The 23797-nt window shown below is 72.7% G+C and carries 26 protein-coding genes; 6 read left to right on the forward strand and 20 right to left on the reverse strand.

What is annotated here, in order from left to right:
- Window positions 1-14: 14 nt before the first annotated feature.
- The 4 genes from tatA to ACW62_RS00815 form a co-directional block, all read right to left on the reverse strand.
- Complete coding sequence (tatA, locus tag ACW62_RS00805) at window positions 15-296, reverse strand: Sec-independent protein translocase subunit TatA (protein ID WP_053202183.1); 282 nt, start codon at window positions 294-296, stop codon at window positions 15-17.
- An 84-nt stretch (window positions 297-380) separates the two neighbouring features.
- Window positions 381-554, reverse strand: coding sequence for a hypothetical protein (locus ACW62_RS33685; RefSeq protein ID WP_157574257.1), 174 nt, complete (start codon window positions 552-554; stop codon window positions 381-383).
- Window positions 555-563: 9 nt separating this feature from the next.
- On the reverse strand, window positions 564-1607 hold the full coding sequence (locus ACW62_RS00810) for a helix-turn-helix transcriptional regulator (RefSeq protein WP_205629058.1): 1044 nt from the start codon (window positions 1605-1607) through the stop codon (window positions 564-566).
- A complete protein-coding gene (locus ACW62_RS00815; protein ID WP_205629059.1) occupies window positions 1604-2578 on the reverse strand; it encodes a helix-turn-helix transcriptional regulator in 975 nt (324 codons plus the stop codon). The genes ACW62_RS00810 and ACW62_RS00815 overlap by 4 nt, the downstream gene beginning before the upstream one ends.
- Window positions 2579-2632: 54 nt before the next feature.
- On the opposite strand from ACW62_RS00815, the gene ACW62_RS00820 reads away from it, so the two are divergent.
- Window positions 2633-3721: a DUF3866 family protein gene (locus ACW62_RS00820; protein WP_083458990.1), complete on the forward strand. Its 1089-nt coding sequence runs from the start codon at window positions 2633-2635 to the stop codon at window positions 3719-3721.
- 49 nt (window positions 3722-3770) lie between these two features.
- Here the strand turns inward: ACW62_RS00820 and ACW62_RS00825 are convergent, their stop codons facing one another.
- From ACW62_RS00825 to ACW62_RS00875, 11 genes are all read right to left on the reverse strand, one after another.
- On the reverse strand, window positions 3771-4847 hold the full coding sequence (locus tag ACW62_RS00825; RefSeq protein ID WP_053202184.1) for a hypothetical protein: 1077 nt from the start codon (window positions 4845-4847) through the stop codon (window positions 3771-3773).
- Window positions 4844-5359, reverse strand: coding sequence for a SigE family RNA polymerase sigma factor (locus ACW62_RS00830; RefSeq protein ID WP_053202185.1), 516 nt, complete (start codon window positions 5357-5359; stop codon window positions 4844-4846). The genes ACW62_RS00825 and ACW62_RS00830 overlap by 4 nt, the downstream gene beginning before the upstream one ends.
- Window positions 5360-5456: 97 nt before the next feature.
- Window positions 5457-5822, reverse strand: a complete 366-nt coding sequence (locus ACW62_RS00835) for an FKBP-type peptidyl-prolyl cis-trans isomerase (RefSeq protein WP_053202186.1) — start codon at window positions 5820-5822, stop codon at window positions 5457-5459.
- Window positions 5822-6910 carry an FKBP-type peptidyl-prolyl cis-trans isomerase gene (locus ACW62_RS34615; RefSeq protein WP_157574259.1) on the reverse strand — a complete coding sequence of 363 codons (1089 nt, stop codon included), beginning with the start codon at window positions 6908-6910 and terminating at the stop codon, window positions 5822-5824. The genes ACW62_RS00835 and ACW62_RS34615 overlap by 1 nt, the downstream gene beginning before the upstream one ends.
- 112 nt (window positions 6911-7022) lie before the next feature.
- On the reverse strand, window positions 7023-8384 hold the full coding sequence (gene pafA / locus ACW62_RS00845) for a Pup--protein ligase (protein WP_046768442.1): 1362 nt from the start codon (window positions 8382-8384) through the stop codon (window positions 7023-7025).
- Window positions 8385-8393: 9 nt separating this feature from the next.
- Window positions 8394-9134: a proteasome subunit alpha gene (gene prcA, locus ACW62_RS00850; protein WP_053202188.1), complete on the reverse strand. Its 741-nt coding sequence runs from the start codon at window positions 9132-9134 to the stop codon at window positions 8394-8396.
- A gap of 48 nt (window positions 9135-9182) precedes the next feature.
- Window positions 9183-10022 carry a proteasome subunit beta gene (prcB, locus tag ACW62_RS00855; protein WP_053202189.1) on the reverse strand — a complete coding sequence of 280 codons (840 nt, stop codon included), beginning with the start codon at window positions 10020-10022 and terminating at the stop codon, window positions 9183-9185.
- On the reverse strand, window positions 10023-10232 hold the full coding sequence (locus ACW62_RS00860; protein WP_053202190.1) for a ubiquitin-like protein Pup: 210 nt from the start codon (window positions 10230-10232) through the stop codon (window positions 10023-10025).
- Window positions 10233-11160: 928 nt separating this feature from the next.
- Complete coding sequence (gene dop / locus ACW62_RS00865) at window positions 11161-12672, reverse strand: depupylase/deamidase Dop (RefSeq protein WP_205629061.1); 1512 nt, start codon at window positions 12670-12672, stop codon at window positions 11161-11163.
- Window positions 12673-12781: 109 nt separating this feature from the next.
- Entirely contained in the window at window positions 12782-13393 is a 612-nt protein-coding gene (locus tag ACW62_RS00870; protein ID WP_053202192.1) for a GNAT family N-acetyltransferase, read from the reverse strand.
- A gap of 3 nt (window positions 13394-13396) precedes the next feature.
- On the reverse strand, window positions 13397-14422 hold the full coding sequence (locus tag ACW62_RS00875; RefSeq protein ID WP_053202193.1) for a Gfo/Idh/MocA family protein: 1026 nt from the start codon (window positions 14420-14422) through the stop codon (window positions 13397-13399).
- A gap of 42 nt (window positions 14423-14464) precedes the next feature.
- On the opposite strand from ACW62_RS00875, the gene ACW62_RS00880 reads away from it, so the two are divergent.
- Genes ACW62_RS00880 through ACW62_RS00890 form a run of 3 tightly spaced genes read left to right on the forward strand, consistent with a single transcriptional unit; the run spans window position 14465 to window position 16166 of the window.
- Window positions 14465-15082, forward strand: coding sequence for a hypothetical protein (locus tag ACW62_RS00880; protein ID WP_157574261.1), 618 nt, complete (start codon window positions 14465-14467; stop codon window positions 15080-15082).
- On the forward strand, window positions 15082-15663 hold the full coding sequence (locus tag ACW62_RS00885) for a DUF4352 domain-containing protein (protein ID WP_053202195.1): 582 nt from the start codon (window positions 15082-15084) through the stop codon (window positions 15661-15663). The genes ACW62_RS00880 and ACW62_RS00885 overlap by 1 nt, the downstream gene beginning before the upstream one ends.
- Window positions 15660-16166 carry a hypothetical protein gene (locus tag ACW62_RS00890; protein ID WP_053202196.1) on the forward strand — a complete coding sequence of 169 codons (507 nt, stop codon included), beginning with the start codon at window positions 15660-15662 and terminating at the stop codon, window positions 16164-16166. Before ACW62_RS00885 ends, ACW62_RS00890 begins: the two co-directional genes overlap by 4 nt.
- Here ACW62_RS00890 and ACW62_RS00895 read toward each other — a convergent pair.
- The 4 genes from ACW62_RS00895 to ACW62_RS00910 form a co-directional block, all read right to left on the reverse strand.
- Window positions 16117-17355 carry a hypothetical protein gene (locus tag ACW62_RS00895; protein WP_053202197.1) on the reverse strand — a complete coding sequence of 413 codons (1239 nt, stop codon included), beginning with the start codon at window positions 17353-17355 and terminating at the stop codon, window positions 16117-16119. The genes ACW62_RS00890 and ACW62_RS00895 overlap by 50 nt on opposite strands.
- 19 nt (window positions 17356-17374) lie before the next feature.
- On the reverse strand, window positions 17375-19060 hold the full coding sequence (arc, locus tag ACW62_RS00900) for a proteasome ATPase (protein WP_053202198.1): 1686 nt from the start codon (window positions 19058-19060) through the stop codon (window positions 17375-17377).
- Between the two features lie 125 nt (window positions 19061-19185).
- Window positions 19186-20097, reverse strand: coding sequence for a tRNA (adenine-N1)-methyltransferase (locus ACW62_RS00905; RefSeq protein ID WP_053202199.1), 912 nt, complete (start codon window positions 20095-20097; stop codon window positions 19186-19188).
- Between the two features lie 43 nt (window positions 20098-20140).
- The gene (locus tag ACW62_RS00910) at window positions 20141-21250 is read right to left on the reverse strand and encodes a site-2 protease family protein (protein WP_053202200.1); all 1110 of its coding nucleotides are present in this window, start codon (window positions 21248-21250) and stop codon (window positions 20141-20143) included.
- Between the two features lie 75 nt (window positions 21251-21325).
- On the opposite strand from ACW62_RS00910, the gene ACW62_RS00915 reads away from it, so the two are divergent.
- Window positions 21326-22231 carry a RecB family exonuclease gene (locus tag ACW62_RS00915; protein WP_053202201.1) on the forward strand — a complete coding sequence of 302 codons (906 nt, stop codon included), beginning with the start codon at window positions 21326-21328 and terminating at the stop codon, window positions 22229-22231.
- A gap of 344 nt (window positions 22232-22575) precedes the next feature.
- Entirely contained in the window at window positions 22576-22716 is a 141-nt protein-coding gene (locus ACW62_RS33690; RefSeq protein ID WP_157574263.1) for a hypothetical protein, read from the forward strand.
- A 37-nt stretch (window positions 22717-22753) separates the two neighbouring features.
- Here the strand turns inward: ACW62_RS33690 and ACW62_RS00920 are convergent, their stop codons facing one another.
- Entirely contained in the window at window positions 22754-23785 is a 1032-nt protein-coding gene (locus tag ACW62_RS00920) for an Lrp/AsnC family transcriptional regulator (RefSeq protein ID WP_053202202.1), read from the reverse strand.
- Window positions 23786-23797: the final 12 nt, after the last annotated feature.

Here is a 23797-nt window from a genome sequence, read left to right on the forward strand (position 1 = left end):
ATCAGCGACGCGGATCAGGAGGCGTCGCGGCGCGGCTCGTCGGCCTGCTGCTGGGCCGGCTGCTGCTGCGGGGCGGCCTGCTGCTCGACGGCGCGCGGCGCCGGCTGCTGCGCCTGCGGGGCGTCCTCGCCGGTGACGTCCTTGTCGTCCTTGTTGATCAGGCCCTCGGTCTCGGACTTGAAGATCTTCAGGGATCGACCCAGCCCGCGCGCGGCCTCCGGCAGCCGCTTGGCCCCGAACAGCAGGAACACGATGGCCAAGACGATGACCAGTTGCCAGGTGCCGATGCTACCCATGGTCGACCTCTTCCTGAACGGGACGTCCCGTTGATGGTACCCGCAATACCGGGCGGGCCTGGCATGCCGGACGCGTGCCGGGGACTACTTCAACCTCGATCCTACGGTTTCGTCAAGGTCGTCTCGCAGAGCGTTCATCTCCCGGCTCAGCCCGCCGAGCTTGCGCAACAGCACCCACGCGGCCCGCACGACGAGCACCACGGCCAGCACCAGCGCGACGGCCAGCGCGACGAACAGCCAAGCGGCGAGTGCGGACATGCGCCGACCCTACTCGTACGCGGCGAGCGCGCCCCGGGCGGCCCCGGTGACCTCGGCGGACAGGTCGGCCGGGGCGACGACCCGGCCGGTGCTGCCCAGCCGCAGCGCCAGCCGTCGCACCCAGGCGCGGTCGCGGGAGCGCAGCCGCAGCCGCAGCGCGTCGCCGGGCAGTTCCTCGGCGGACTCGTACGGGTAGTAGTCGGCCACCCACCGGCCGGCCGGCGTCAGCTCGAACGTCACCAACTCGTCATCGGGCGACGGCTGGAACAGGCCGCCGTCGAGGTCGCGGGGACGCGCCTCGCTGGGCACCTCGGCGGGGACGTCGAGCTCCTTGACGTCGAGGACGCGATCGAGCCGGAACAGTCGCACCGACTCGGCCCGGTGGCACCAGCCCTCCAGGTAGAGCCGGCCGTCGACCACGACCAGCCGCATGGGGTCGACGTCGCGCTCGGTGGCCTCGTCGCGGGCGGGCACCCAGTAGGACAGGTGCAGGCGGTTCTTGGCGTCGAGCGCGCCGCGCACGGTGGCGGCGACGTCGGCGACGGCGTCGCCGTCGACCTGCACCTGCACGGCCGCGGCCTGCTGGGCGGCCTCGCCGGCGGCGTTCTCGAGCTTGGTGATGGCCCGCTCGACGGCGCCGCGCTCGAACGAGCCGGGCACGGACGCCAGCGTGCGCAGCGCGACGATCAGCGCGACCGCCTCGTCGGTGCGCAGCCGCAGCGGCCGGGCGAGGTAGTCGGCGTTCGAGACGCTGATGATGCCCTCGCCCTCGACCGCCTCCATGTCGACCTCGATGTAGTCGCCCATCTGCAGGCCGGGCAGGCCGGAGAACCAGAGCACCTGGAGGTCGCGGATGACCTGCCGCTCGCTCACCCCGAACAGCGCGGCCACCTCGGAGACCTTCGCGCTGGGGTGCGAGCGCAGGTACGGCAGCATCGACAGCAGCCGGGTGACCTGCGCCTGCGCGCTGTCGGCGCGGCGCGACGGCGCGGCGGTCTTCGTGGCCGTCCGCTTCCGGGTGGTCCGCTTCGCCGGGCCCTTCGCCGGTGTCACGCCGGCACCGCCAGGATGGCGCGCAGCCGCTCGACGACGGCGTCGCGCAGCTCCACCGGCGTCAGCGCGACGACGTCGGCGCCGTGGCTGACCAGCTCTTCGGCCAGCGCCTGGTTGCTCGTGTAGGGCACCGTCACCTCGTCCCATCCGGTGGTCGCGTCGGTCGCTACGAACGTAGCGCGCCGGCGCAGGCCGTGCCCGCTGCCGTGCCGGACGCGGACCGTGGCGTGCAGGACGGGCGCGCGTTCGGGCGGGGCGAGGCTGGCGGCCGCCTCGCGGACGGTCTCGGGGGCCGGGACCTCGTAGCCGCCGGCCGGGCCGTCGGTGCGGACGTCGCCGACGATGCGCGACATGCGGAACATCCGGGCCGCCTCGCGGCCGGTGTCGAAGCCGACGACGTACCAGCGGCCGTGCCAGGACAGCACGCTCCACGGCTGCAGGTGCCGCAGCAGCGGCTCGGACGTCGAGCTCTTGCGGTGGTGGAAGGCGACCGGACGGCGGTCGCGCACGGCCTCCCAGAGCGGCCAGAAGGCCGGCTCCTCTCCCCCGACCCGCGGCTCGACGGCGCCCAGCGACCCGGTGTCGGCCTCGACGCCGACCGCCTGCAGCTTCAGCACGGCCGTGCTGGACGCCTCGGAGAGGTACGTGTGCTGCCAGACGCGGGCGGCCAGGCCGACCACCGCGGCTTCGTCGGGCTCCAACCGGATCTCCGGCAGTTCGAACTCGTGCCGCAGGATGCGGTAGCCGGGCTCTTCGTCGCCCATGGGGTCGAACGAGCCGGTCTCGATCGGGATGCCGACCTCGCGCAACTCCTCCTTGTCGCGCTCGAACATCCGCTCGAAGGCATCGTCGTTCTGGTCGCCGTACCCCCCGACGACCTCGCGGATCCGGCTCTTCGGCACGTACCCGCGCGCGACGAGCAAACAGATGACGAGGTTCATCAACCGCTCGCTCTTGGCCGCCTGCGACACGCCTACCCCCAATCCCTTGCCAGCGCGAGACTAGCCAATAGCTAGTCTCAACGCGTGATTCGCTGGCGAAACGGTGTTGTCAAAACAGTAGACGCCTCCTGGCCCGGTGCGACGCAACTGCGTGTCGAGGTCGACGGTGAGCAGGTGCGGGCCCTGGCCTACGACGATCTGGTCGGCCGGCCACGGCCGGGCGAGATCGTCGTGCTCAACACCACGGCGCTGGCCATGGGCCTGGGCACCGGCGGGTACGCGATGGTCGTCGCCGTGCCGAACCAGCTGCCTCCCGACCCCGAGCCGGGGCCCGGGCACCTGGTCAAGGCCCGGTACACACCACTGCAGACCACCGTGCTGGGCGTCGACGAGCAGGACTCCGAGTGGCACGAGGTGCTGCGCGAGGCCGACGACCTGGAGGGGCTGCCGGTCGTGACGGCGGACCTGCACTCGGCGCTGCCGGCGATCCTGGCCGGGCTGACGACGTCCGCGGAGTTCCCCGCCGACGTGAAGGTGGCCTACGTGATGACCGACGGCGGCGCGCTGCCGCTGTGGTTCAGCAAGACCGCCGCCGCGCTGCGCGAGGCCGGCTGGCTGGCCGGCACGGTCACGGCCGGGCAGGCCTTCGGCGGCGACCTGGAGGCCGTGACGCTGCACACCGCGCTGCTGGCCGCCAAGCACGTCCTGGAGGCCGACGTCGCCGTCGTGACGCAGGGACCGGGCAACCTCGGCACCGGCACCCGCTGGGGGTTCTCCGGCGTCGCCTGCGGCGAGGCGGTCAACGCGGCGGTGGTGCTGGGCGGGCGGCCGGTGGGGTCGCTGCGGGTCAGCTCGGCCGACCCGCGGGCCCGGCACCACGGCGTGTCGCACCACAGCCTGACGGCGTACGGCAAGGTCGCGCTGGCGCCCGCCGACATCGTCGTCCCGGAGCTGCCCGGCGAGTTCGGTGAGAAGGTGCGCACCCAGGCGGCGCGGCTGGCGCACCGGCACACCGTCGTCTCCGTGCCCGTCGACGGGCTGGAGGAGGCGCTCGCGGCCGTGCCCGTCGGGCTGTCGACCATGGGCCGCGGCCTCGACGAGGACACCGCCTACTTCGTCGCGGCGGCCGCCGCCGGGCGGCACGCCGGAGCGCTGCTGAAGCACGACGGCTGAATGGAGCGGTGCGGGTTCCGGGCTGTCCCGGAACCCGCACTCCTCCAGATCAGCCTGCCGGGGTGGGCGTGCTGGTCGCGTCGGTCGTCGGCGCCGACGGGGTCTCCCCCGGCTCCGGGGGGCCGGCGTCGGCCAGCCGCGCGTCGTCGGCCGGCACCGGGCCGACGGTGGCCGCGACCTCGAGCGGATCCAGCCCTTCGGCGACGGTCAGCGAGGCGATCACTCCGGGCTCCGGCGACCACACCAGGTGGTCCGGGCCGCGCAGCACGGCGGGCCGTCCGCCGAGGTCGACGATCCGGTCGCCGACCAGTCCCGAGCCGTAGATGTCGCCCGACATCGTCTGGACGCTCAGCGACCCCTGCGGGCCCGAGACGTCCCAGCCGTACTGCGTCGACCGCGCGGGCTCGGACTCGCCGCCGTACTCCAGCGCCATCGCGGCCGGCCAGCCGCCGAGGTCGACGACGCCGTCCTTCAGGGTGGCCGCGGCCGCCAGGTCCTCCAGCTCCGCGAGGTCGAAGCCGTCCGCGTCGACCCGCAGTTGCTGCCCGTCCGGCAGCAGCCACGCGAAGTCACGCCGGCCCGCCTCCAGGTCCCCCGGCGCCGGCACCAGAGTGCCGGGCGCGGTCCCCGCCGGCACCACGTCGGCCGGCTCCGGGCCGAACACGACGGCCAGCCGCTCGATGACGCCGTCGGCGTCCACGCCGGCCAGCCCCAGTTCGCCGCCGCCGCTGCACGGTCCGGTCTCCATCCGCGGCCAGACGTCCTCGACCTCCAGCCGGCCGTCCTCCGGCCACAGCAGCCGGACCTCGTCCGGCAGCTCCGCCGGGGTGATGTTCGAGCCGTAGGCGGGCAGATCCTCGCAGTCCTCGCCGGCCCCGGCCGACAGCGCCGGCCCGGCGGGCTGGGGGTTGATCGTCTCCGGGCCCGAGCCGCCGCCGAGCAGCGGCACCACGCCGGAGACCGCGGCCGCCGCCGTCAGCACCGAGGCCGCGCCCACCTGGACACGGTGTCTGCGCAGCCGCCGGCGGCCGCCGTCGCGGGCGCGCCTGAGGACGTCGCCGTCCGGGTCCAGGCCGGTGGTCGCGGCCGCCAGGGCGGCCCGCAGGGTGTTCTCGTCGCTGGTCATGACCGTGCCTCCGGAGTGAGGTGAGTGTCGTCGATGGCCGGGAGGATCGTCCGCAGCCGGGCCAGTGCGCGCGAGGTCTGGCTCTTCACGGTGCCGACGGAGCAGCCCATCGCCGCCGCGGTGTCGGCCTCCGAGAGATCGGCGAAGAACCGCAGCACCACCACCGCCCGCTGCCGCGCCGTCAGCGTCCGCAGCGCGCTCACGACGACGGCGCGCTCGTGGTAGACGTCGACGGCGTCGGGCCGCTGGTCCGGCCGGTCGTGGTCGAAGTCGTACGCCGCCTCCACCGGCCGCCGGGACCGTGACCGCCATCTGTTGATCGCGTGCCGGGTCAGCGCCCGGTGCGCGTAGGCCGCCGGGTCGGTGACCCGCGGCCAGGCGACGTACAGCCGCTCGTAGACGTCCTGGACCAGGTCCTCGGCGAGGCCCCGGTCGCCGGTCAGCAGGTAGGCGGAGCGGAGCAGCCGGGCCGACCACCCGGCCACGAACTCGTCGAATCCTTCGTTGCGCACACCCCTCCAGACACCGCCGCAGCGGGAAAGGTTGCCGGGAACGCGGAAACTCCCGCCACCCCTGGCCGGGGTGACGGGAGTCCGTGACGAGCGAGCGCTACTTCACGTCCAGCAGGTCGATGACGAAGACCAGCGTCTTGCCGGACAGCCGGTGACCGCCGCCGGCCGGGCCGTAGGCCTGGTCGGGCGGGACAACCAGCTGCCGCCGGCCGCCGACGCGCATGCCCGGGATGCCGTCCTGCCAGCCCTTGATCAGGCCACGCAGCGGGAACTCGATCGGCGCGCCGCGGTTCCACGACGCGTCGAACTCCTCGCCGGACTCGAACTCCACGCCCAGGTAGTGGACGAGGACGGTCGCGCCCGGCGCGGCCTCGACGCCGTCGCCGACGGTGAGGTCGCTGATCTGGAGGTCCGCCGGGGCGTCGCCGCCGACGAAGTCGATCTCGGGTCGTTCCAGGCCCATCAGTAGCTCCCGATGACGTCGATGACCAGGACCAGCGGCGCACCCTCGGCGCCGTCGGGGCTGGCGTTGTCGGCCGCGGAGATGCGGCTGACCACCCGGCTGCCGATGTTCGCGCCGGTCAGCGCCTCCGCGAGGCCGGGGATGCCGGCCAGCTGCTCGGCCGCCAGCGTCAGCGGCGCCTGGCCCTCGTCCCACGTCGTGATGACGTCGGCGCCGTCGGGGTAGGACGCCTGCACCATGTTGACCACCAGGTTCGCGCCCACCGGCTCACCGTCGCCGGTGACGACCAGGGTGGAGTCGGACGCCTCCGGCGGCGTGGCGGCCGCGAAGTCGACGGTCGGAGCCGCGCCCTCGGCGCCGTCGGTGACGACGGGCAGGCCCGCGGGCAGTTCGGCGACCGGCTCACCGGACGCCTGTCCCGCCGGGTCGATGGAGTCGACGATGTCGACCACGAACACCAGCGTGTCGTTCTGCAGGTCGTGGCCCTCCTGGGTGCCGTAGCCCTGGTCGGGCGGGATCGACAGCAGGACGCGGGAGCCGACGGCCTGGCCGGCCAGCCCTTCCTTCCAGCCCGGGATGACCTGGTCCAGCGAGAAGCTGGCGGCGCTGCCGCGGTCGTAGGAGTTGTCGAAGACGTACGGCTCGGCGTCGCCGGAGGCCGCGTCCTCGGAGGGGTCGGCGCTGGCGCCGTCCTCGGGCGTGGCGGCGCCGCCGACGTCGCCCTCGGCGGGCGGCTCGGTGGCCGCCGGGTCCTCGGCCGGAGGCTCCTCCGCGGGCGGCTGCTCGACGGGCGGCTGCTCGGCGGCCGGCGGGCGCGGCGCCCACGTCTGGCCGAGGTAGTTGGCCACGACGACGTCGTTCTCACCGACCTCGTCGCCGTCGCCCTCGTCGAGGACCTCGATCTTCAGGTCCTCCGGCGGGTCCTCGTCGGGGATGGTGAGCGTCGGCTTCTCGCCCTGCGCGCCGGAGACCTCGACGCCCAGGTCAGTCGTGGCGGTGGAGTCGCCGTCTCCGTCGTCGCCTCCGCAGGCGGAGAGCGCGAGAGCGGATGACACGATCAGAGCGGCCAGAGCCTGTCGTCTGCGCACGGTGAACTAGTCCTTCATCTCTATCGCGGGCTGTGTTGTGTTCCGACGAAACGGCAACCCTAAGCGCTGCACCTGAGAACTACCTGAACGGGCTGCGGCAGGCAGCTTACGCTCACATTCCCTCGATGAGGCGAGCGACCCTCTCGTCGACGGACCGGAACGGGTCCTTGCACAACACCGTACGTTGTGCCTGGTCGTTGAGCTTCAGATGCACCCAGTCGACGGTGAAGTCGCGGCGGCGCTCCTGCGCCCGCTTGATGAACTCGCCGCGCAGCTTCGCCCGGGTGGTCTGCGGCGGCACCGACTTGGCCTCGAAGATCTCGACGTCGCGGGCCACCCGCTGCACCTGGCCGCGCTTCTCCAGCAGGTAGTACAGGCCGCGGCCGCGGTGGATGTCGTGGTAGGCGAGGTCGAGCTGGGCCACCCGCGGGTGCGTCAGCGTCATGTTGTGCTTGGCCCGGTAGCGCTCGATCAGCCGGTACTTCGTCACCCAGTCGATCTCGCCCTCGACCAGCGAGAGATCGGCGGAGTCGATGGCCTTGATGGTGCGCTCCCACAGCTCCAGCACGCGTTGGATGGCCGGGGTGGCCAGCTCGCGGCGCTCGACGAAGTCGCGGGCCTTGGTGAAATATTCTTCCTGGATCTCCAGCGCGGACGCCTCGCGGCCACCGGCCAGCCGGACCTTGCGGCGGCCGGTGAGGTCGTGGCTGATCTCGCGGATGGCCCGGATGGGGTTCTCCAGCGTCATGTCGCGCAGACCGACGCCGGCCTCGATCATCCGCAGCACGAGGTCGGTGGCGCCGACCTTCAGCAGCGTGGTGCACTCGTTCATGTTGGAGTCGCCGACGATGACGTGCAGGCGGCGGTACCGCTCGGCGTCGGCGTGCGGCTCGTCGCGGGTGTTGATGATCGGCCGGCTGCGGGTGGTGGCGCTGGAGACGCCCTCCCAGATGTGCTCGGCCCGCTGGCTGACGGCGAACACCGCGCCCCGCGGCGTCTGCAGCACCTTGCCGGCGCCGCAGATCATCTGCCGGGTGACCAGGAACGGGATGAGGATGTCGGCCAGCCGGGAGAACTCGCCGTGCCGTCCGACCAGGTAGTTCTCGTGGCAGCCGTAGGAGTTGCCGGCGGAGTCGGTGTTGTTCTTGAACAGGTAGACGTCGCCGGCGATGCCCTCTTCGGCCAGCCGCTTCTCCGCGTCGACCAGTAGCCCTTCGAGAACCCGCTCGCCGGCCTTGTCGTGCGTGACGAGGTCGGTGATGCTGTCGCACTCGGGCGTGGCGTACTCGGGATGGCTGCCGACGTCGAGGTACAGGCGGGCCCCGTTGGACAGGAACACGTTGCTGCTGCGACCCCACGTGACGACCCGGCGGAACAGGTAGCGGGCGACCTCGTCGGGTGACAGTCGCCGCTGCCCGCGGAACGTGCACGTGACGCCGTACTCGTTCTCGAGACCGAAGATGCGGCGATCCATGGTCCGAGCCTAGTCGCCCGAGGTGTCGGAATCGGCCTGCGGAGAGGTCTCGGAACCGCCACGGTCGAGCAAGGCGTCCAGAACCGGCCCGGTGAGCCGCCGGAACGTGCGCCGCGGCCGCTCGCGGTCGAGCACCGCGACCTCCAGCGACGACGGCGCCAGCTGCCGCGGCTCGTCGGTGTCGCGGCCCAGCGCGTCGACCGCCAGCCGCAGCGAGCCCTCCAGCGACGCGCCCTCGGTGAAGTGCTCGCTCACGTACCGGCCGACCTGCTCGGCCGCCCCGCCCATGACGGAGTAGCCGCTGTCGGCGGCCACCGAGCCGTCGTAGGTGATGCGGTAGATCTGGTCGGTCTCGATGGTCAGGCCCACCTCGGCCACCACCAGCTCGACCTCGTACGGCTTCGGGTCCTGGGTGAAGATGGTCCCCAGCGTTTGCGCGTACACGTTCGCCAGCGCCCGCCCCGACACGTCCACGCGGTCGTAGGAGAAGCCGCGGAGGTCGGCCATGCGCACCCCGGCCTGGCGCAGGTTCTCGAACTCGTTGTATTTGCCGACCGCGGCGAACGCGATGCGGTCGTAGATCTCACTGATCTTGTGCAGCGACGGCGACGGGCTCTCGGCGGCGAACAGGATGCCGCCCGCGTACTGGACGACGATGACCGACCGGCCCCGGGCGATGCCCTTGCGGGCGTAGTCGGCCCGGTCCTTCATGATCTGCTCGGGCGAGACGTATCCGAACTGCATCGACACCGACGGTTCCTCTCCTGCGGGCTGTTGTGCTGGTGAGCTGGGGTGTGGTCAGCGCAGCGGCGCGACCGGGCCGTCGGGGCGGAGGTCGCGGCCGGCCACGACCTCCTCGACGATCTGCGCGACGGCCTGCTCGTCGCGCTGCCGGTAGCCGGTCTCGTCGACCACCGCCACGATCGGGTAGATCTTCCGCTGGAGGTCGGGCCCGCCGGTGGCGGAGTCGTCGTCGGCGGCGTCGTACAGCGCCTGGACGGTGACCGCGATGGCGTCATCGGCCGTGAGATCGTTGCGGTATAGCTTCTTCAGCGAGCCGCGGGCGAACACCGAGCCCGAGCCGACCGAGAAGAACTGGTGCTCCTCGTACCGGCCGCCGGTGACGTCGTAGGAGAAGATGCGGCCGCCGCCGATGGCGGTGTCGTACCCCGCGAACAGCGGCACCACCGCGAGGCCCTGCATGGCCATGCCGAGGTTGCCGCGGATCATGTGCGACAGCCGGTTGGCCTTACCCTCGAGGGACAGCACGGTGCCCTCGATCTTCTCGTAATGTTCCAACTCGAGCTGGAACAGTCGGATGAGTTCCAGGCCCAGCCCGGCCGAGCCGGCCATGCCGACCGCCGAGTACTCGTCGGCCTGGAAGACCTTCTGGATGTCGCGCTGGGCGATCATGTTGCCCATGGTGGCCCGCCGGTCGCCGGCCATGACCACCCCGCCCACGAACGTGGTGGCCACCAGCGTGGTGGCGTGCGGAACCAGCCCACTGAGGTCGCCCACCGGCACCCGGTTCCCCGGCAGCAACTCGGGCGAGTACTGCCGCAGGAACTCGGTGAACGACGACGTCCCCGGCGTCAGGAACTCCGCAGGCAGGCTGCCGAGACGCGAGACATCAACCACTTACTCTCCACCCTTCTGCACGAACGACCGGACGAAGTCCTCGGCGTTCTCCTCCAGCACCTCGTCGATCTCGTCGAGGATGGAGTCGACATCGTCGTCGATCTTGTCCTGCCGCTCCTTGAGCTCCTCGCTCGTCTCGGTCGCCTCGGTGTTCTCGACGTCCTCGTTCTTCCGGGTCTGCTTGTGACCGCCGGTCGTCTCACGCGCCATCGCCAACCTCCACCTGGTCGCCTTGAGAACGACCCTATCCAGGAGTGGTGACATCATGCCGCCCCGGGACACCGGATCGGGCCAGAGATTTCTGCTTACGCCGACAGCGCAACCGCCTCCGGGCGGCCCGGCTTCGATAACGTGAGCCGCGCTCAGCGCCCGAAACGGCGCCCAGAACGCCACGTGCTGGCTGCTCGTGCGCCGGTCCGTACCGTTGGCCGGGGCGCACGTTGGTCGTCCCCCTGGCGCCCATTCTCTTAACCGCGAAACCGCGCCTCAAGCGGACCCAACGGCGCTTCGCGCGACGGGTGACCGCTTGACCCGCGGCTCCGCGGCCAAGAACTGGCAGCTATCAGGGGGACGGGGGCAGTATGGGCACGCCTCGGGGTTCGCTGCCGTGGTCCGGGCCCGCCGTGGCCCCCTCCACCGAGTTGATCAGCCACCAAGGGGCCACTTCACGCGGGGCGGGTGCACCTCACCCGCGCCAGGACCACATGGCCGCCGCCGACGACCGTCATCCGGTGCTACGGCGGGTGAGGTGCCCACCACGCGAGTGACGTCGACGACGACCAAACGGCGCACCGACAGGAACGACGATAGGTCCGAGTACTGGCCGCTCGTGGTTGGCAGTTTGGTGGGCCCAGGGCGCCAGTAATCCGCCAACCATCGGTGGCCGCGCACGGCCAGGGGGCGGTGGGGACGGCAGCCAGGCAAACGGCGCACGGCGCACCGGGCGGTCTCTGCCCGCACTTCCCCCGTCCCCCTGATAGCTGCCCGTTCTTGGCCGCGGTGCCGCGGGTCAAGCGGTGCTTCGCCGCGCGAAGCGCCAATGGGTCCGCTTGAGGCGCGGTGCCGCGGCTGAGAAAATGGGCAAGGGGGACGGCCCACTGCCGCAAGGCGGCGAACTAGCGCCCAGCGGCCAACGGACTCAGCGCTGGGTCAGTGCGCTGACCAGGTCACCCGCCGTGTCGCACTGGTCCAGGAGGTCGCCGACGTGGGCCTTGGTGCCGCGGCTGGGGTCGAGCGTGGGCACGCGCTGCAGCGCTTCGCGACCGGGGAGGTCGAAGATCACCGAGTCCCAGGAGGCCGCCGCGATGGAGTCGGCGTACTTGTCGAGGCAGCGGCCGCGGAAGTAGGCGCGGGTGTCCTCGGGCGGCAGGTGGACGGCGTCGTCGATCTCCTGGTCGGTGACGATGCGCTGCATGCGGCCCTTCGCGACCAGCCGCCGGTAGAGCCCTCGCTCGGGCCGGATGTCGGCGTACTGGAGGTCGATGAGGTGCAGCTTCGGGTGCTTCCAGTCCATGCCGTCGCGGTCGCGGTAGGACCGCAGCAGCGCCAGCTTGGCCACCCAGTCGAGCTGGTCGGACAGCGACATCGGGTCGGTGGCCAGCGCCTGCAGGGTGGTCTCCCAGCGGTTCAGCACGTCGGCGGTGACGGGGTCGACGTCGGCGCCGTAGCGGTCCTCGACGAATTTGCGGGCCTGCTCGGCGTACTCGGTCTGGAGCTGGACGGCGGTCAGCTTGCGGCCGTCGGCCAGCTCGATCAGGTGCTTGAGGGTGGGGTCGTGCGAGACCTCGTGCAGGGCGCCGACCGGCCGCGACACCGCGAGGTCGCCGCCGAGGAAGCCGTCCTCGATCATGGCGAGGACGATCGCGGTAGTGCCGAGCTTGAGGTAGGTCGAGATCTCGGAGAGGTTCGCGTCGCCGAGGATGACGTGCAGGCGGCGGTAGCGCTCGGGGTCGGCGTGTGGCTCGTCGCGGGTGTTGATGATCGGCCGCTTGAGGGTGGTCTCGAGCCCGACCTCGACCTCGAAGTAGTCGGCGCGCTGGGAGATCTGGAAGCCGTGCCCGCTGCCGTCCTGGCCGATGCCGACCCGCCCGGCGCCGCACACGACCTGGCGCGACACGAAGAACGGGATGAGGTGGCGGACGATGTCGGCGAACGGCGTCGACCGGTTCATCAGGTAGTTCTCGTGGCAGCCGTACGAGGCGCCCTTGTTGTCGACGTTGTTCTTGTACAGCTGGATGGGCTGCGCGCCGGGCAGCCGGCCGGCCCACTGGGCCGCGACACCCATGATGGTCTCACCGGCCTTGTCCCAGACGACGGCGTCGCGCGGGGACGTGACCTCGGGCGACGAGTACTCGGGGTGGGCGTGGTCGACGTAGAGGCGGGCGCCGTTGGTGAGGATGAGGTTGGCCAGCCCGATCTCCTCGTCGGTGAGCTGGCTGGGGTCGGCGCCGCCGCGGGACAGCTCGAACCCGCGGGCGTCGCGCAGCGGGTTCTCCTCCTCGAAGTCCCACCTCGCCCGCCGCGCGTGCGCGCGCTGCGCCGCGTAGCCGTTGACCACCTGCGACGAGGCCAGCATGGAGTTGGCCGCAGGGTTGCTGGGCACCGAGATGCCGTACTCGGTCTCGATTCCCATGATGCGACGGGCACTCATGTCACGAGCCTACGGCAGCAGCCGCAGGATCGGCCGCTCCGGTGATCGCCGGGCCACCTCGGTGAACCCCGCCCGGAGGAAGGTGGACACATACCCCGTGCTGGTGGAGCTAGGGGGTGTCTGACGGAGCTTCGGCGGCGCGGATCGACGCCCAGACGCCGACCAGCTGCGTTGTCGTCGTCGCCCGATGGCACCGCATCGACCTCCTCCTCCGCCTTGCTGGACCGGCCCCTGGACGCCGCCCGCATCCACCAATATCCGTCAGACACCCCCTAGGCGAGACCGCGCCGTCCAGCGGATACGCCTCGACGGCGGGCGCGCCGGCCGCCCGGGCCAGGGCCACCGCGGCCGACACGAGTGCCGACGTGATGCCCTGCCGGCGCTGCCCCTTGCGGACGTAGAAGCAGGTGATGGCCCACACGGGGACGTCGTCGACGGCGCGCAGCCGCCAGGGCCGATCCAGCGCCGGGATGGCGGAGCGCGGCGTCACCTGGCACCAGCCGACCGCGCGGCCGTCGTCGTCGAGTGCCAGCAGCCCGGGCGGCGGGCCGGCCGCGACGACGGCGCGGAAGTCGTCGCGGTTCGCCGCCGGTGCCCGTTTCCGGTACTCGGGGCCGAGTCGCCACGCCATGCACCAGCAGCGGGCCGCCGCTCCCCCGCTGTCGGCCAGGAGGTCCTCGAACGCCGGCCACAGCGCCTCGGTCAGCGGCTCGACCCGCACGGCTCAGCGCAGCGACTCGACCGGCGCCGGCTCCGGATAGCGGACGCCCAGCCCATCCAGGGCCCGCTCCAGGATGCCGGCGATCTCGACGGTGTGCGCCAGCGGCATCTCCGGGCACTCGGTGCGGCCCTCGCGGACCGCCTGGGCGACGGCGCGCAGCATGGGCAGGTAGCCGCGGCCCTCCTTCTCCCACTCGAACGTCTGGGTCTCCTCGACGCCGCGGGCGGGCGCGTGCACCAGCCGCATGACGGTGGCCGCGTGGAACCGCGGCGGCACCTCGATGCGGCCCGTCGTGCCCATGACCAGCGCGGATCCGGGGATCGGCGAGATCAGCGACACGTCCAGGTGGGCCCGGACGCCGGCGGGCCAGGTGAGCAGCAGCCCGGCCTCGTTGTCGACGCCCTGCTCGTTCAGCGTGCCGGTGACGGTGAGCGCGGACGGCGCGCCGAGCAGCATCTGCGCGAACGCGACCGGGTAGATGCCGACGTCGAGCAGCACCCCGCCGCCGAGCGTGGGGTCCCACAGCCGGTCGGTGCGGTCGGCCGGCGCGACGAACCCGAGGTCGGCCGACACCGCGCGGACATCGCCGATGGCGCCGTCGGCGACCAGCTGCCGCAGCCGGGTGATCAGCGGGTTGAACCGCGTCCACATGGCCTCCATGCAGAACACGCCGCGCTTGCGGGCCAGCTCGGCCAGCCGGGTGGTGTCGGCCAGCGACGTCGTGAACGCCTTCTCGCACAGCACCGCTTTGCCGGCCTCGAGCGCCAGCTCGACGACCGGCGCGTGCTGGGCGTGCGGGGTGGCGACGTAGACGACGTCGACGGCGGGGTCGTCGACCAGTGCGCGGACGTCGTCGTAGGCGCGGTCGACGCCGAGGTCGCGGGCGAACGCCTCGGCGCGGTCGAGACGGCGGGAGCTGACCGCCGCCAACCGGCTGTCCTCGAGCAGCCGCAGGTCGCCGGCGACGTTGTGGGCGATGGCGCCGGTGGCGACGACGCCCCAGCCGATCGAGCGCTGCGAGGAGGTCATGCCCCGAACCCTACGCGGCGCTCATCTCGTATGATCCCCGCGATGTCCCTGTCCGCCCGCGCCATCGCGGCGGCCCTCGCCGGCACCTGGCCGCGTCGCGCCGCCTGGCTGGCCCTGGTGGCCGCCGTGCTGGTCACGGCGCTCACCGGTGGGCTGCGGGCGGCGCCCACGCCCGAGCCCGAGCGGGTCGAGGCGGGCGCCGACGTCGACCTCGGGCCGGTGCGGCTGGCGGCGCGGTCGTGGACGATCCGCGACGACATCGCGACCAACGGGCTCGAGTACGCCGAAGCGGCCGCCTGGCTGGTCGTCGAGGCCGACGTCACCGCCCTCACCGACGCCACCATCACCTTCCCGCAGCGCTCGCTGGGGCTGCCGCCGGAACTGCGGGTGGACGGCGAGCCGGACCGCGTCCTGCTGCTCGCCGACGCGACCCTGTCGCCGGGGCTGCAGCCCGGCCTGCCGGCCCGGGTCGCGCTGCTCTGGCCGGTCGGCGACGTGCCCGACCTCGGTGACGACCTGGCGGTGTCGTACCTGCGGTCGCGGCTGTCCGACAGCACCATCGACGCCGGGCGGGTGTGGCGGGCCGACGGGGTGGCGGCGCACACCACGCTCCCCCGCGACGACGCCACGGGCGACGCGCTCGTCGAGGAGGAGTCGTGATGGCGCGGCACCGGCGGGTCCGGCGGCCGTCGCCGGCCGGGCTGGTCGCGATGATCGCGGTCGTGATCGCGGCCGGCGCCGTCGGCGCCCGGGCGGACACCTGGTGGCCGCGGACCGGGCCGTTCGTCGACGAAGCGACGGCCGGCGACCGGGCCGTCGTCGAACCGGTCGAGGTGACGGTGCACGGCGCCCGTGCCGCGACGGTGCTGACCGACGGGCTGGACGACCAGGCCAGCGACGGCGTGTGGATCGCCGTCGACGTCACCGCGGCGGCGCTGGACGAGCCGGCCGCCATCTCCGGCATGGCCCTGCGCGACCGGCGCGGCCGCGAGTACGCGTCGTCCAACCGGGCCGCCAACCCGATGATCGGCAACCCGTTCGACCCGCGGGTCCCCGAGCGGGGCGAGGTCGTCTTCGAGCTGCCGTCCGACGCGCTGGGCCGGCTCACGCTGGTGATCAGCCCGGACGCGCCCGGCCGGGCGGTGCCGCGGGCCGAGGCCGAGGTGGCGTTGCGGGTGGACGAGGCGGACGACGAGCCGCTGGAGCCGCGTTCGCGCGACCTCGCGGAGGCCGGCGGATGAGTCGGGAGTGGTGGCGGCGGAACCGGGTCGCGCTGCCGGTCATGGTGGTGGCGCTGGCCGGGCTGGCGTGGCCCGTTTCGGAGCAGGCCCGCGACGTGTGGTGGCCGCGCGGCGAGCGCATCGCCGTCTCCCCCGGCGGCGACGGCCGCGCGGTCGTGGGCGACGTGTCGCTGCAACTGGCCGAGTTCGGCCGGGCCGGCGACGTGCCGGACGAGCCGCCGCCCGACGGCTACACCGTCTGGCGCGCGGAACTGGCCTCCGGCGGCGGCGACGACGAGTCGCTGAACTGCACGGCCCAGCTGCAGGACGGCGACGGGAACCGGTACACGGCCGGGTCGCGCTACCTCCCGTCGTACGACGACGAGTCGATCGGCGTGTACTGCGGCGGGCCCGACGCCGGTGGCGTCGTGTACTTCCTGCTGCCGGACGACGCCGAGCCGGACCTCCTGCGGGTCAGCGCGCTGGAACTGCTACCGGAGTACTGGACGCTTCCGGTGCCGTGACGGCGGTGGCCGGCAGCCGGCCGACCAGCGCGTCGGCGGCGGCCGCCAGCAGCGCCGCCGACAGCACCTGCACGAGGATCATCGACACCGCCTCGAGCGGCCCGGCCAGTGCCGTCCAGTCGGCCACCGGCGCCGGACCCACGACCAGCCGGGCGACACCCCAGACGAGGTGGCCGGTCAGGCCGACCGCGACGTAGGCCACGCAGAACAGCAGCGCCGACGCCCACCCGGACCGCCAGATCATCGTCAGCCCGGCCGCCAGCGGCCCGAACCGGCGCTCGCCGTCCAGGCCCAGACGCCACGCCCGGGCGACGTTCTGCTCGCCGACGTGGGCGCTCAGCCGGGTGGCCATCCGCCCGGCCGCCGGCGCCACGGCATCGGCCGGCTGCGTGCCGTACACGATGGTCCCGAACGCCAGCCACGAGATGGGCACCACCAGGCCGGTGAACACGCCCGCCACCAGCAGGTCCGTCGTCGGGACCAGGCCGGCCGCCAGCCGGTCGAGCAGCTCGAACCGGTCGGTCAGCTCCGCCCACCACGTCTCGACGCGGTCCGTCGCGACCCGGCCGGACCACCAGTCGCGCACCCGCCGGTTCGCCAGCGCGACGACGAAGACGCCGAGCACGATCCACACGACGTCGCAGTAGCCGGCCAGCACCTGCAGCGCCGTCCGCCGGCCCGACGTCTGCGGCCGTCCCCGCGAGAGCCGCCCGGCCAGCGACCGCAGCGCCAGCGCGCCGAGCGCCGTCCCCAGCACCGCCGCCGACGCACCGGCCGGGATGCGGTCGCTGACCTCGCCGGTGGTGGCGGCCAGCTCCGCGGCGTCGTGGGCGGCCTGGTTGTAGTACTCCCGCTGGTCCTCGGCGAACGTGCCGTAGTGCTCGTAGACGACGAGGAACGGGACGATGAGGCTGCCCAGCACCGCGAACACCGTACGCACGCGGCGTCCCGGCGGCACCGTCGACGGGCGCATGACCAGCAGCATCGCGACGGTGACCAGCATCGAACCGAGCGGCACCAGCGCCAGCACGAGCAGCCCGAGCACCGCCGAGTGCCGGCCCGCCCACACCGCCGCGTCGAGCGAGTACTCGCGCGCTACCAGGCCGGCCGCCGCCAGCGCGACCAGCGCCGGCCACGAACGGCGAAGGCGCCGCCCCGCATCGAGCAGGACGGCGCCTCCGCCGGGCACGCTGTTCAATGTCGCAGTGTCAGAGGTACTGGCCGGTGTTGGCCACGGTGTCGATGGACCGGCCGGCCTCGGTGCCCTGCTTGCCCGAGATGAGCGTGCGGATGTAGACGATGCGCTCGCCCTTCTTGCCGGAGATGCGGGCCCAGTCGTCGGGGTTGGTGGTGTTCGGGAGGTCCTCGTTCTCCTTGAACTCGTCGAAGCAGGCGGTCAGCAGGTGCTGCACTCGCAGGCCCCGCGCGCCGGTGTCGAGGAGGTCCTTGATCGCCATCTTCTTCGCGCGGTCGACGATGTTCTGGATCATCGCGCCGGAGTTGAAGTCGCGGAAGTACAGGACCTCTTTGTCGCCGTTGGCGTAGGTGACCTCGAGGAAGCGGTTGTCGTCGGTCTCGGAGTACATCTTCTCGACCGACCGCTGGATCATGGCCGCCGTCGTGGCCACCCGGTCGCCGCCGTGCTCGCCGAGGTCGTCGGGGTGCAGCGGCAGGGTGGTCGTGAGGTACTTGCTGAAGATGTCGCGGGCCGCCTCGGCGTCGGGCCGCTCGATCTTGATCTTCACGTCCAGCCGGCCCGGCCGCAGGATGGCGGGGTCGATCATGTCCTCGCGGTTCGAGGCGCCGATGACGATGACGTTCTCGAGCCCCTCGACACCGTCGATCTCACTGAGCAGCTGCGGGACGATGGTGTTCTCGACGTCGGAGGAGACGCCCGAGCCGCGGGTGCGGAACAGGGAGTCCATCTCGTCGAAGAACACGATGACCGGGGTGCCCTCGCTGGCCTTCTCGCGGGCCCGCTGGAAGACCAGGCGGATGTGCCGCTCGGTCTCGCCGACGTACTTGTTCAGCAGCTCCGGGCCCTTGATGTTGAGGAAGTACGACTTGTGCTCGGACATCCCCTTCAGCTTCGCGATCTGCTTGGACAGCGAGTTGGCGACGGCCTTGGCGATGAGGGTCTTGCCGCACCCGGGCGGGCCGTACAGCAGCACGCCCTTGGGCGGGCGCAGCTCGTGCTCGCGGAACAGCTCGGCGTGCAGGAACGGCAGCTCGACGGCGTCGCGGATCTGGTCGATCTGCCGCGCCAGACCACCGATGTCGGAGTAGTCGATGTCCGGGACCTCTTCGAGGATGAGCTCCTCGACCTCGGACTTCGGGATGCGTTCGTAGACGAACCCGGCACGCGGCTCGAGCAGCAGGGAGTCGCCGACCCGGAGGCCGGAGTCCTGCAGCGGCGAGGCGATGCGGACCACCTTCTCCTCGTCGGTGTGCCCGATGACCAGCGCGCGCTCGCCGTCGGCGAGCAGCTCCTTGAGCATGACGACCTCGCCGACCCGCTCGTACTCGAGCGCCCGGACGACGTTGAGCGCCTCGTTGAGCATGACCTCCTGGCCGGGCCGGAGCTCGCCCAGTTCGACGTCGGGGCTGACGGCGACCCGGAGCTTGCGGCCACCGGTGAAGACGTCGACCGTGCCGTCGTCGTACGTGGACAGGAACGTGCCGAACCCGGACGGAGGCTGGGCCAGCCGGTCGATCTCCTCCTTGAGCGCCACGATCTGGTCGCGGGCCTCGCGCAGTGTGGCCGCGAGCCGCTCGTTCTGGGCGTTCACGGACGCCAGTCGTGCTTCGAGGAAAGCCACCTCGCCGGCCATGTCGGACGGCTCGCGCCCGGACCCGCGACGGCCTTGATCGAAGCCATCGTCGTACGACGCCATCTCGCACCTCCTCGGAAGGGGGTCGTCTATAGCCAGACCTTACAGTCGCCCGGCCCGAACGCCATGCAGGAGATCAGCTAGTGACCAGATGTTGACTTTCGGTCCGATGGGCGTGGTAATTCTCTCTACCCCAACTCGCTCGCCGGCGTGGCGGTTCCGCCGTCATTGCCGGCGTCCTTGCCGGCGGTGTTGCCGGGCGCGGGCCGTCTGCGACGCGGTGGCGGGGTGACCCCGGGGGCCATGCGGCGGGCCGTGACCAGGAAGCCGGTGTGGCCGATCATCCGGTGGTCGGGGCGTACCGCCAGGCCCTCGACGTGCCACGTGCGCACCATGGACTCCCAGGACACCGGCTCGGTGAACCGCTGGCTCTCGCGGATGGTCTCGACCGTGCGCGACAGCTGGGTGGTGGTGGCGACGTAGCAGCACAGCACGCCGCCCGGCACCAGCACGCCCGCCGCGGCGTCGACGCACTCCCAGGGCGCCAGCATGTCGAGCACCACGCGGTCGGCCTCGGCGTCGTCGAGGGACTCGACGAGGTCGCCGACGGTCAGCTGCCAGGCCGGATGCTCGGCGCCGAAGAACCGCTCGACGTTCTCGGCGGCGATCTTCGCGAAGTCGGCCCGCCGCTCGTACGAGTGCACCGTGCCGTGCTCGCCGACCGCCCGCAGCAGCGACATCGTCAGCGCGCCGGAGCCCACCCCGGCCTCGACCACGCGTGCGCCCGGGAAGACGTCGGCCATGGCCACGATCTGGCCCGCGTCCTTCGGGTACACGACCGCCGCGCCGCGCGGCATGGACAGCACGTAGTCGGACAGCAGCGGCCGCAGGGCGAGATAGGCCGTCCCGCCGGTCGAGATGACGACGAAGCCCTCGGGCTGGCCGATCAGCTGGTCGTGCTGGAACGATCCCTTGTGGGTGTGGAACTCCTTGCCGTCCTGGAGGGTGATGGTGTGGTGCCGGCCCTTGGGATCGGTGAGCTGCACGTGGTCGCCGACCCGGAAGGGCCCGGTGCGGCGAGACGATTCGGTCGCGGACATGCGGTCGAGGCTAGCGGCCGGGTCCGACAGGCCGGCGCGTGGATCAGCGTGCCGCGAGCGCGTGGTCGACGTCGGACGTCACCAGCACGCCGTACACCCGGCCCTCGCCGTCGACCACCAGGTACTCCGTGGCCGGCAGCTCGCGCATGGCCTTCAACAGGTCGTCGCCGCGGACGTCGAGCGGCAGGATCAGGCCCTGCTGCAGCGAGCGCGACTGCTGCCCGATGGTCACCCACGGGCGGCGCTGCTCCGGGATGGCCGCCACCGAGCTCTCGCTGACGATGCCCGTCGGCCGCCCGGCGCTGTCGACGATGACCAGCGACGTCACGTTCGCCTCGCGGGCCTGCCGCATGGCCTCGGACACCGGCAGGTCGGGCGCGACGGGCGCCGCGCGGCGGGCCAGCGTCCGGGTGTCGAGACGCGGCAGCCGGGCCCGCATGCGGCCGACCGTCAGCGCCTGCGTCGCGCCGCTCCACAGCAGCGCCGCGACCAGCCCCGCCCAGATGATGACGGAGATCTGCGGCCGGCCGCCGTTCAGCGCGAACGGGAGGACCAGCACGAGACCGGCCAGCACCTGACCGCAGCGCGCCGCCACGACCGTGCCGCGGTGCTCGTCGCCGGTGACCCGCCAGACGGCCGCCCGCAGCATGTGCCCGCCGTCGAGCGGCAGGCCGGGCAGCACGTTGAACACGCCGACCAGCAGGTTGGCGACCGCCAGCTCCCACACCAGGAACGACAGCACGCGATCGTCGATGGCCTGGACGGCGAGCAGGCCGAGCCCGCCGAGCGCCAGCGACAGCAGCGGCCCGGCCGCCGACACCACGAGGTCGCGTCCCGGCGTCGGCGCGTCGCGCTCGATCTCGGTGTAGCCGCCGAGGAAGTGCAGCGTGATGCCGCGCACCGGCAGCCCCAGCCGGCGCGCCGTCAGCGCGTGCCCCAGCTCGTGCACGAACACCGACAGGTACAGCAGCACGGCGAACAGGAACGCGACCAGGTAGGCACTGCCGTCGGACAGCTCGGGCAGGTAGTGCTGGGCGACGCCGCGGCCCCAGTAGGTGATGATGGCGGCCACCAGGAACCACGTCGGGCTGACGAAGACGGGGATGCCCGCGATGCGTCCGATGCTCAGCTGCCGACCACGACCGGTTGCCATCTTCCAAGGCTACGTGGCGGACGCGGCGGCGTGTGCGGCCCGGCTCTGTCGGAGGGGTGATCTACAGTCACGAACATGGCGATCCGCACGCACACCGCTCCCGGGGACGACCCCGGGGCCGAGCGCGTGCCCAGCCTGTCGCCGTCGCGCGCCGCCGATTTCATGACCTGCCCGCTGCTCTACCGGTTCCGCACCATCGACCGGCTGCCCGAGCCGCCCAGCTCCGATGCCACCCGCGGCACCGTCGTGCACAGCGTGCTGGAGCGGCTGTACGAGCTCCCGTCCGGCGAGCGGACGCCCGGGCGCGCCACCGAACTGGTCCGGCCGGCGTGGGACGCGCTGCTCGAGGCCGAGCCCGCGGTGGCCGACCTGTTCGCCGACGACGAGGACGGGTCGGCCCTGGTGGCGTGGCTGGCCAGCGCCGAGGCCCTGGTCGAGCGGTACTTCACCTTGGAGGACCCCACCCGCCTCGAGCCCGTGGAGCGGGAGCTGTACGTCGAGACGACGCTCGACTCCGGCCTGCGGCTGCGCGGCTACGTCGACCGTCTCGACCGCGCCGAGTCCACCGGCGACCTCCGCGTCGTCGACTACAAGACCGGCAAGGCGCCGCGGGCCGGGTTCGAGCAGCGGGCCATGTTCCAGATGCGGTTCTACGCGCTGGTGCTGTGGCGGCTGCACGGCCGGGTCCCGCGGCTACTCCAGCTCATCTACCTCGGCAGCGGCGAGCTGCTGCGGTACGAGCCCGACGAAGCCGACCTGCGGGCCACCGAGCGCAAGCTGGCGGCGCTGTGGGCGGCCATCGAACGGGCCACCGAGGCCGGCGACTGGCGGGCCAGCCCCAGCCGGCTGTGCGACTGGTGCTCCTATCAGGCGCTGTGCCCGGCGTACGGCGGCACGCCGCCGCCGCTCCCCGACCGCGTCGCCGCCTCCCCCGACGACGACGAGGCCCCCTCGCCCCGCACCTCCCCGGTCGACGCCTGACGGTCCTCTCCGCCTGGCCTCAGCCGGCCGGGGTGGCCTGCGTCGTCAGCCGGTCGACTCGATATCCGGAGGCTCGCGAAACCGCCCGATCCGACGCCGAACCGGAACTGGCGCTGTCGATGGTGCCGGCCGGACGCTCCCCGCGTGGCGTCGACCATGATCGTCCACCTTTTTGGCTGTCGTGGCAGCCCAAAAGGTTGATGATCTCTCTGTCAAGCTCGTGTGTGCCGGTGCTGCTCGGCGGGGCTCTCGTGGTTCGCCCATCACACGCTTGCGAGTAGGACGGACGCTTCTCATGGTGACCGTGGGCGGACGGTCGTGGCCTGGCCCGGCGCCTGGCGAACGTGTTGGTGGCTGCCGGGGCCTCGGTGGTGTGGGTGCCGGTCCGGTTGATGGTGGCCGAACGCCACCACAGCGGCCCGCGCGGAAAGGCCGACCCGCTCGACGCGCTGGCCGTGGCGAAGGCTGCCGAGCAGGAACCGTGAATCGGGGCAGCAGGCGGGCCGTGCGCCGCGGACCGGGTCAGCTGGCCGGGGTGGCCCAGGGATCCACCGGCACGTGGCCGACGGCCCGCCCGGACGCGTCGAGCAGGTGGCCCATCCGCTTGGCCGTCCGCAGCGCGATCGACCGGTCCAGCACCCGCAGCTCCGGCACCCGCTCCGCCAGCGCCGCCTCCAGCCGCTGCAGGTCGGCGAGGGAGCGCAGCCACACGCCGAGCAGCAGGTTGGCCGCGCCGCCGGTCACCGATTCCGCGGCCCGCGCCTCCGGCAGGCCGGCCAGCCGCCGGGCGACGTCGTCGACGTGGCCGGGCGGGACCTGCGCCCAGAGCATGGCGGTGACCGGCCAGCCGGTCAGCGGCTGGGCCACGTCGCAGCGGACGACGAGGTCGCCGGAGAAGGCGGCGGCCAGGCGGCGCCGGGCGGTCACCCGGCTCACGCCCAGCCGCGAGGCCACCTCGGTCGCGCCCAGCCGGGCGTCCGCCGACAGCAGCCGGAGCAGCGCGCGGTACTCCGCGCTCCCCCGCGCCGGCCCGCCGCCCCCGCCGCCCGCACCGTCGCCCACGGCCCCGGAGCCGCCGAGCGCCGCCAGCCGCACCTGCTGCGACGGCGACAGCGCCCGCAGCCGCCACCGGCTGCCGGAGAGGAACGACCGGATCCCGACCGTCGTCCGCACCGCCCGCACGCCGGGCACCGCGGGCAGCCCGGTCAGCAGGAACTCGGCGAGGTCGGGCAGCTCCGGCACCAGCACGGTCAGCAGCAGGTCGCGGTCACCCGTGACGTGCTCCAGCGTCACCACCCGCGGGTCGCGCACCAGCGCCGCGACGACGTCCGCCTGACTCCCGCCGCAGGAGACCTCGACGAACGCGAAGGTGAGGCCGTCCAGCGCAGGGTGCAGGGCGAACCACGCGGCGCCGGATCCGGACAGCCGCGCCCACCGCCGCGCCACCGTCACCGGGTCGGCGCCCAGGACAGGGCCGAGCCGCTGCCACGGCGCCCGCGGAGCCAGCTGGACGGCGTGCAGCAGGGCGAGATCGTCGTCGTCGAGAGTGTCCATTTCCGTCCCTCA

This window comes from Jiangella muralis (assembly GCF_001270745.1).
In the GTDB taxonomy this organism is placed as follows: domain Bacteria; phylum Actinomycetota; class Actinomycetes; order Jiangellales; family Jiangellaceae; genus Jiangella; species Jiangella muralis.

What these genes read in the sequence shown, in the direction of transcription:
- ACW62_RS00920 (WP_053202202.1), bottom strand. Translation starts at nt 23,785, where the DNA reads ATGGACACTCTCGACGACGACGATCTCGCCCTGCTGCACGCCGTCCAG.
- ACW62_RS00825 (WP_053202184.1), bottom strand. Translation starts at nt 4,847, where the DNA reads ATGACCAGCGACGAGAACACCCTGCGGGCCGCCCTGGCGGCCGCGACC.
- tatA (WP_053202183.1), bottom strand. Translation starts at nt 296, where the DNA reads ATGGGTAGCATCGGCACCTGGCAACTGGTCATCGTCTTGGCCATCGTG.
- pafA (WP_046768442.1), bottom strand. Translation starts at nt 8,384, where the DNA reads ATGGATCGCCGCATCTTCGGTCTCGAGAACGAGTACGGCGTCACGTGC.
- ACW62_RS00880 (WP_157574261.1), top strand. Translation starts at nt 14,465, where the DNA reads ATGTCCCTGTCCGCCCGCGCCATCGCGGCGGCCCTCGCCGGCACCTGG.
- ACW62_RS00860 (WP_053202190.1), bottom strand. Translation starts at nt 10,232, where the DNA reads ATGGCGCGTGAGACGACCGGCGGTCACAAGCAGACCCGGAAGAACGAG.
- ACW62_RS00890 (WP_053202196.1), top strand. Translation starts at nt 15,660, where the DNA reads ATGAGTCGGGAGTGGTGGCGGCGGAACCGGGTCGCGCTGCCGGTCATG.
- ACW62_RS00885 (WP_053202195.1), top strand. Translation starts at nt 15,082, where the DNA reads ATGGCGCGGCACCGGCGGGTCCGGCGGCCGTCGCCGGCCGGGCTGGTC.
- ACW62_RS00835 (WP_053202186.1), bottom strand. Translation starts at nt 5,822, where the DNA reads ATGGGCCTGGAACGACCCGAGATCGACTTCGTCGGCGGCGACGCCCCG.
- dop (WP_205629061.1), bottom strand. Translation starts at nt 12,672, where the DNA reads ATGAGTGCCCGTCGCATCATGGGAATCGAGACCGAGTACGGCATCTCG.
- ACW62_RS00905 (WP_053202199.1), bottom strand. Translation starts at nt 20,097, where the DNA reads ATGTCCGCGACCGAATCGTCTCGCCGCACCGGGCCCTTCCGGGTCGGC.
- ACW62_RS00915 (WP_053202201.1), top strand. Translation starts at nt 21,326, where the DNA reads ATGGCGATCCGCACGCACACCGCTCCCGGGGACGACCCCGGGGCCGAG.
- arc (WP_053202198.1), bottom strand. Translation starts at nt 19,060, where the DNA reads ATGGCGTCGTACGACGATGGCTTCGATCAAGGCCGTCGCGGGTCCGGG.
- ACW62_RS00910 (WP_053202200.1), bottom strand. Translation starts at nt 21,250, where the DNA reads ATGGCAACCGGTCGTGGTCGGCAGCTGAGCATCGGACGCATCGCGGGC.
- ACW62_RS33685 (WP_157574257.1), bottom strand. Translation starts at nt 554, where the DNA reads ATGTCCGCACTCGCCGCTTGGCTGTTCGTCGCGCTGGCCGTCGCGCTG.
- ACW62_RS00875 (WP_053202193.1), bottom strand. Translation starts at nt 14,422, where the DNA reads ATGACCTCCTCGCAGCGCTCGATCGGCTGGGGCGTCGTCGCCACCGGC.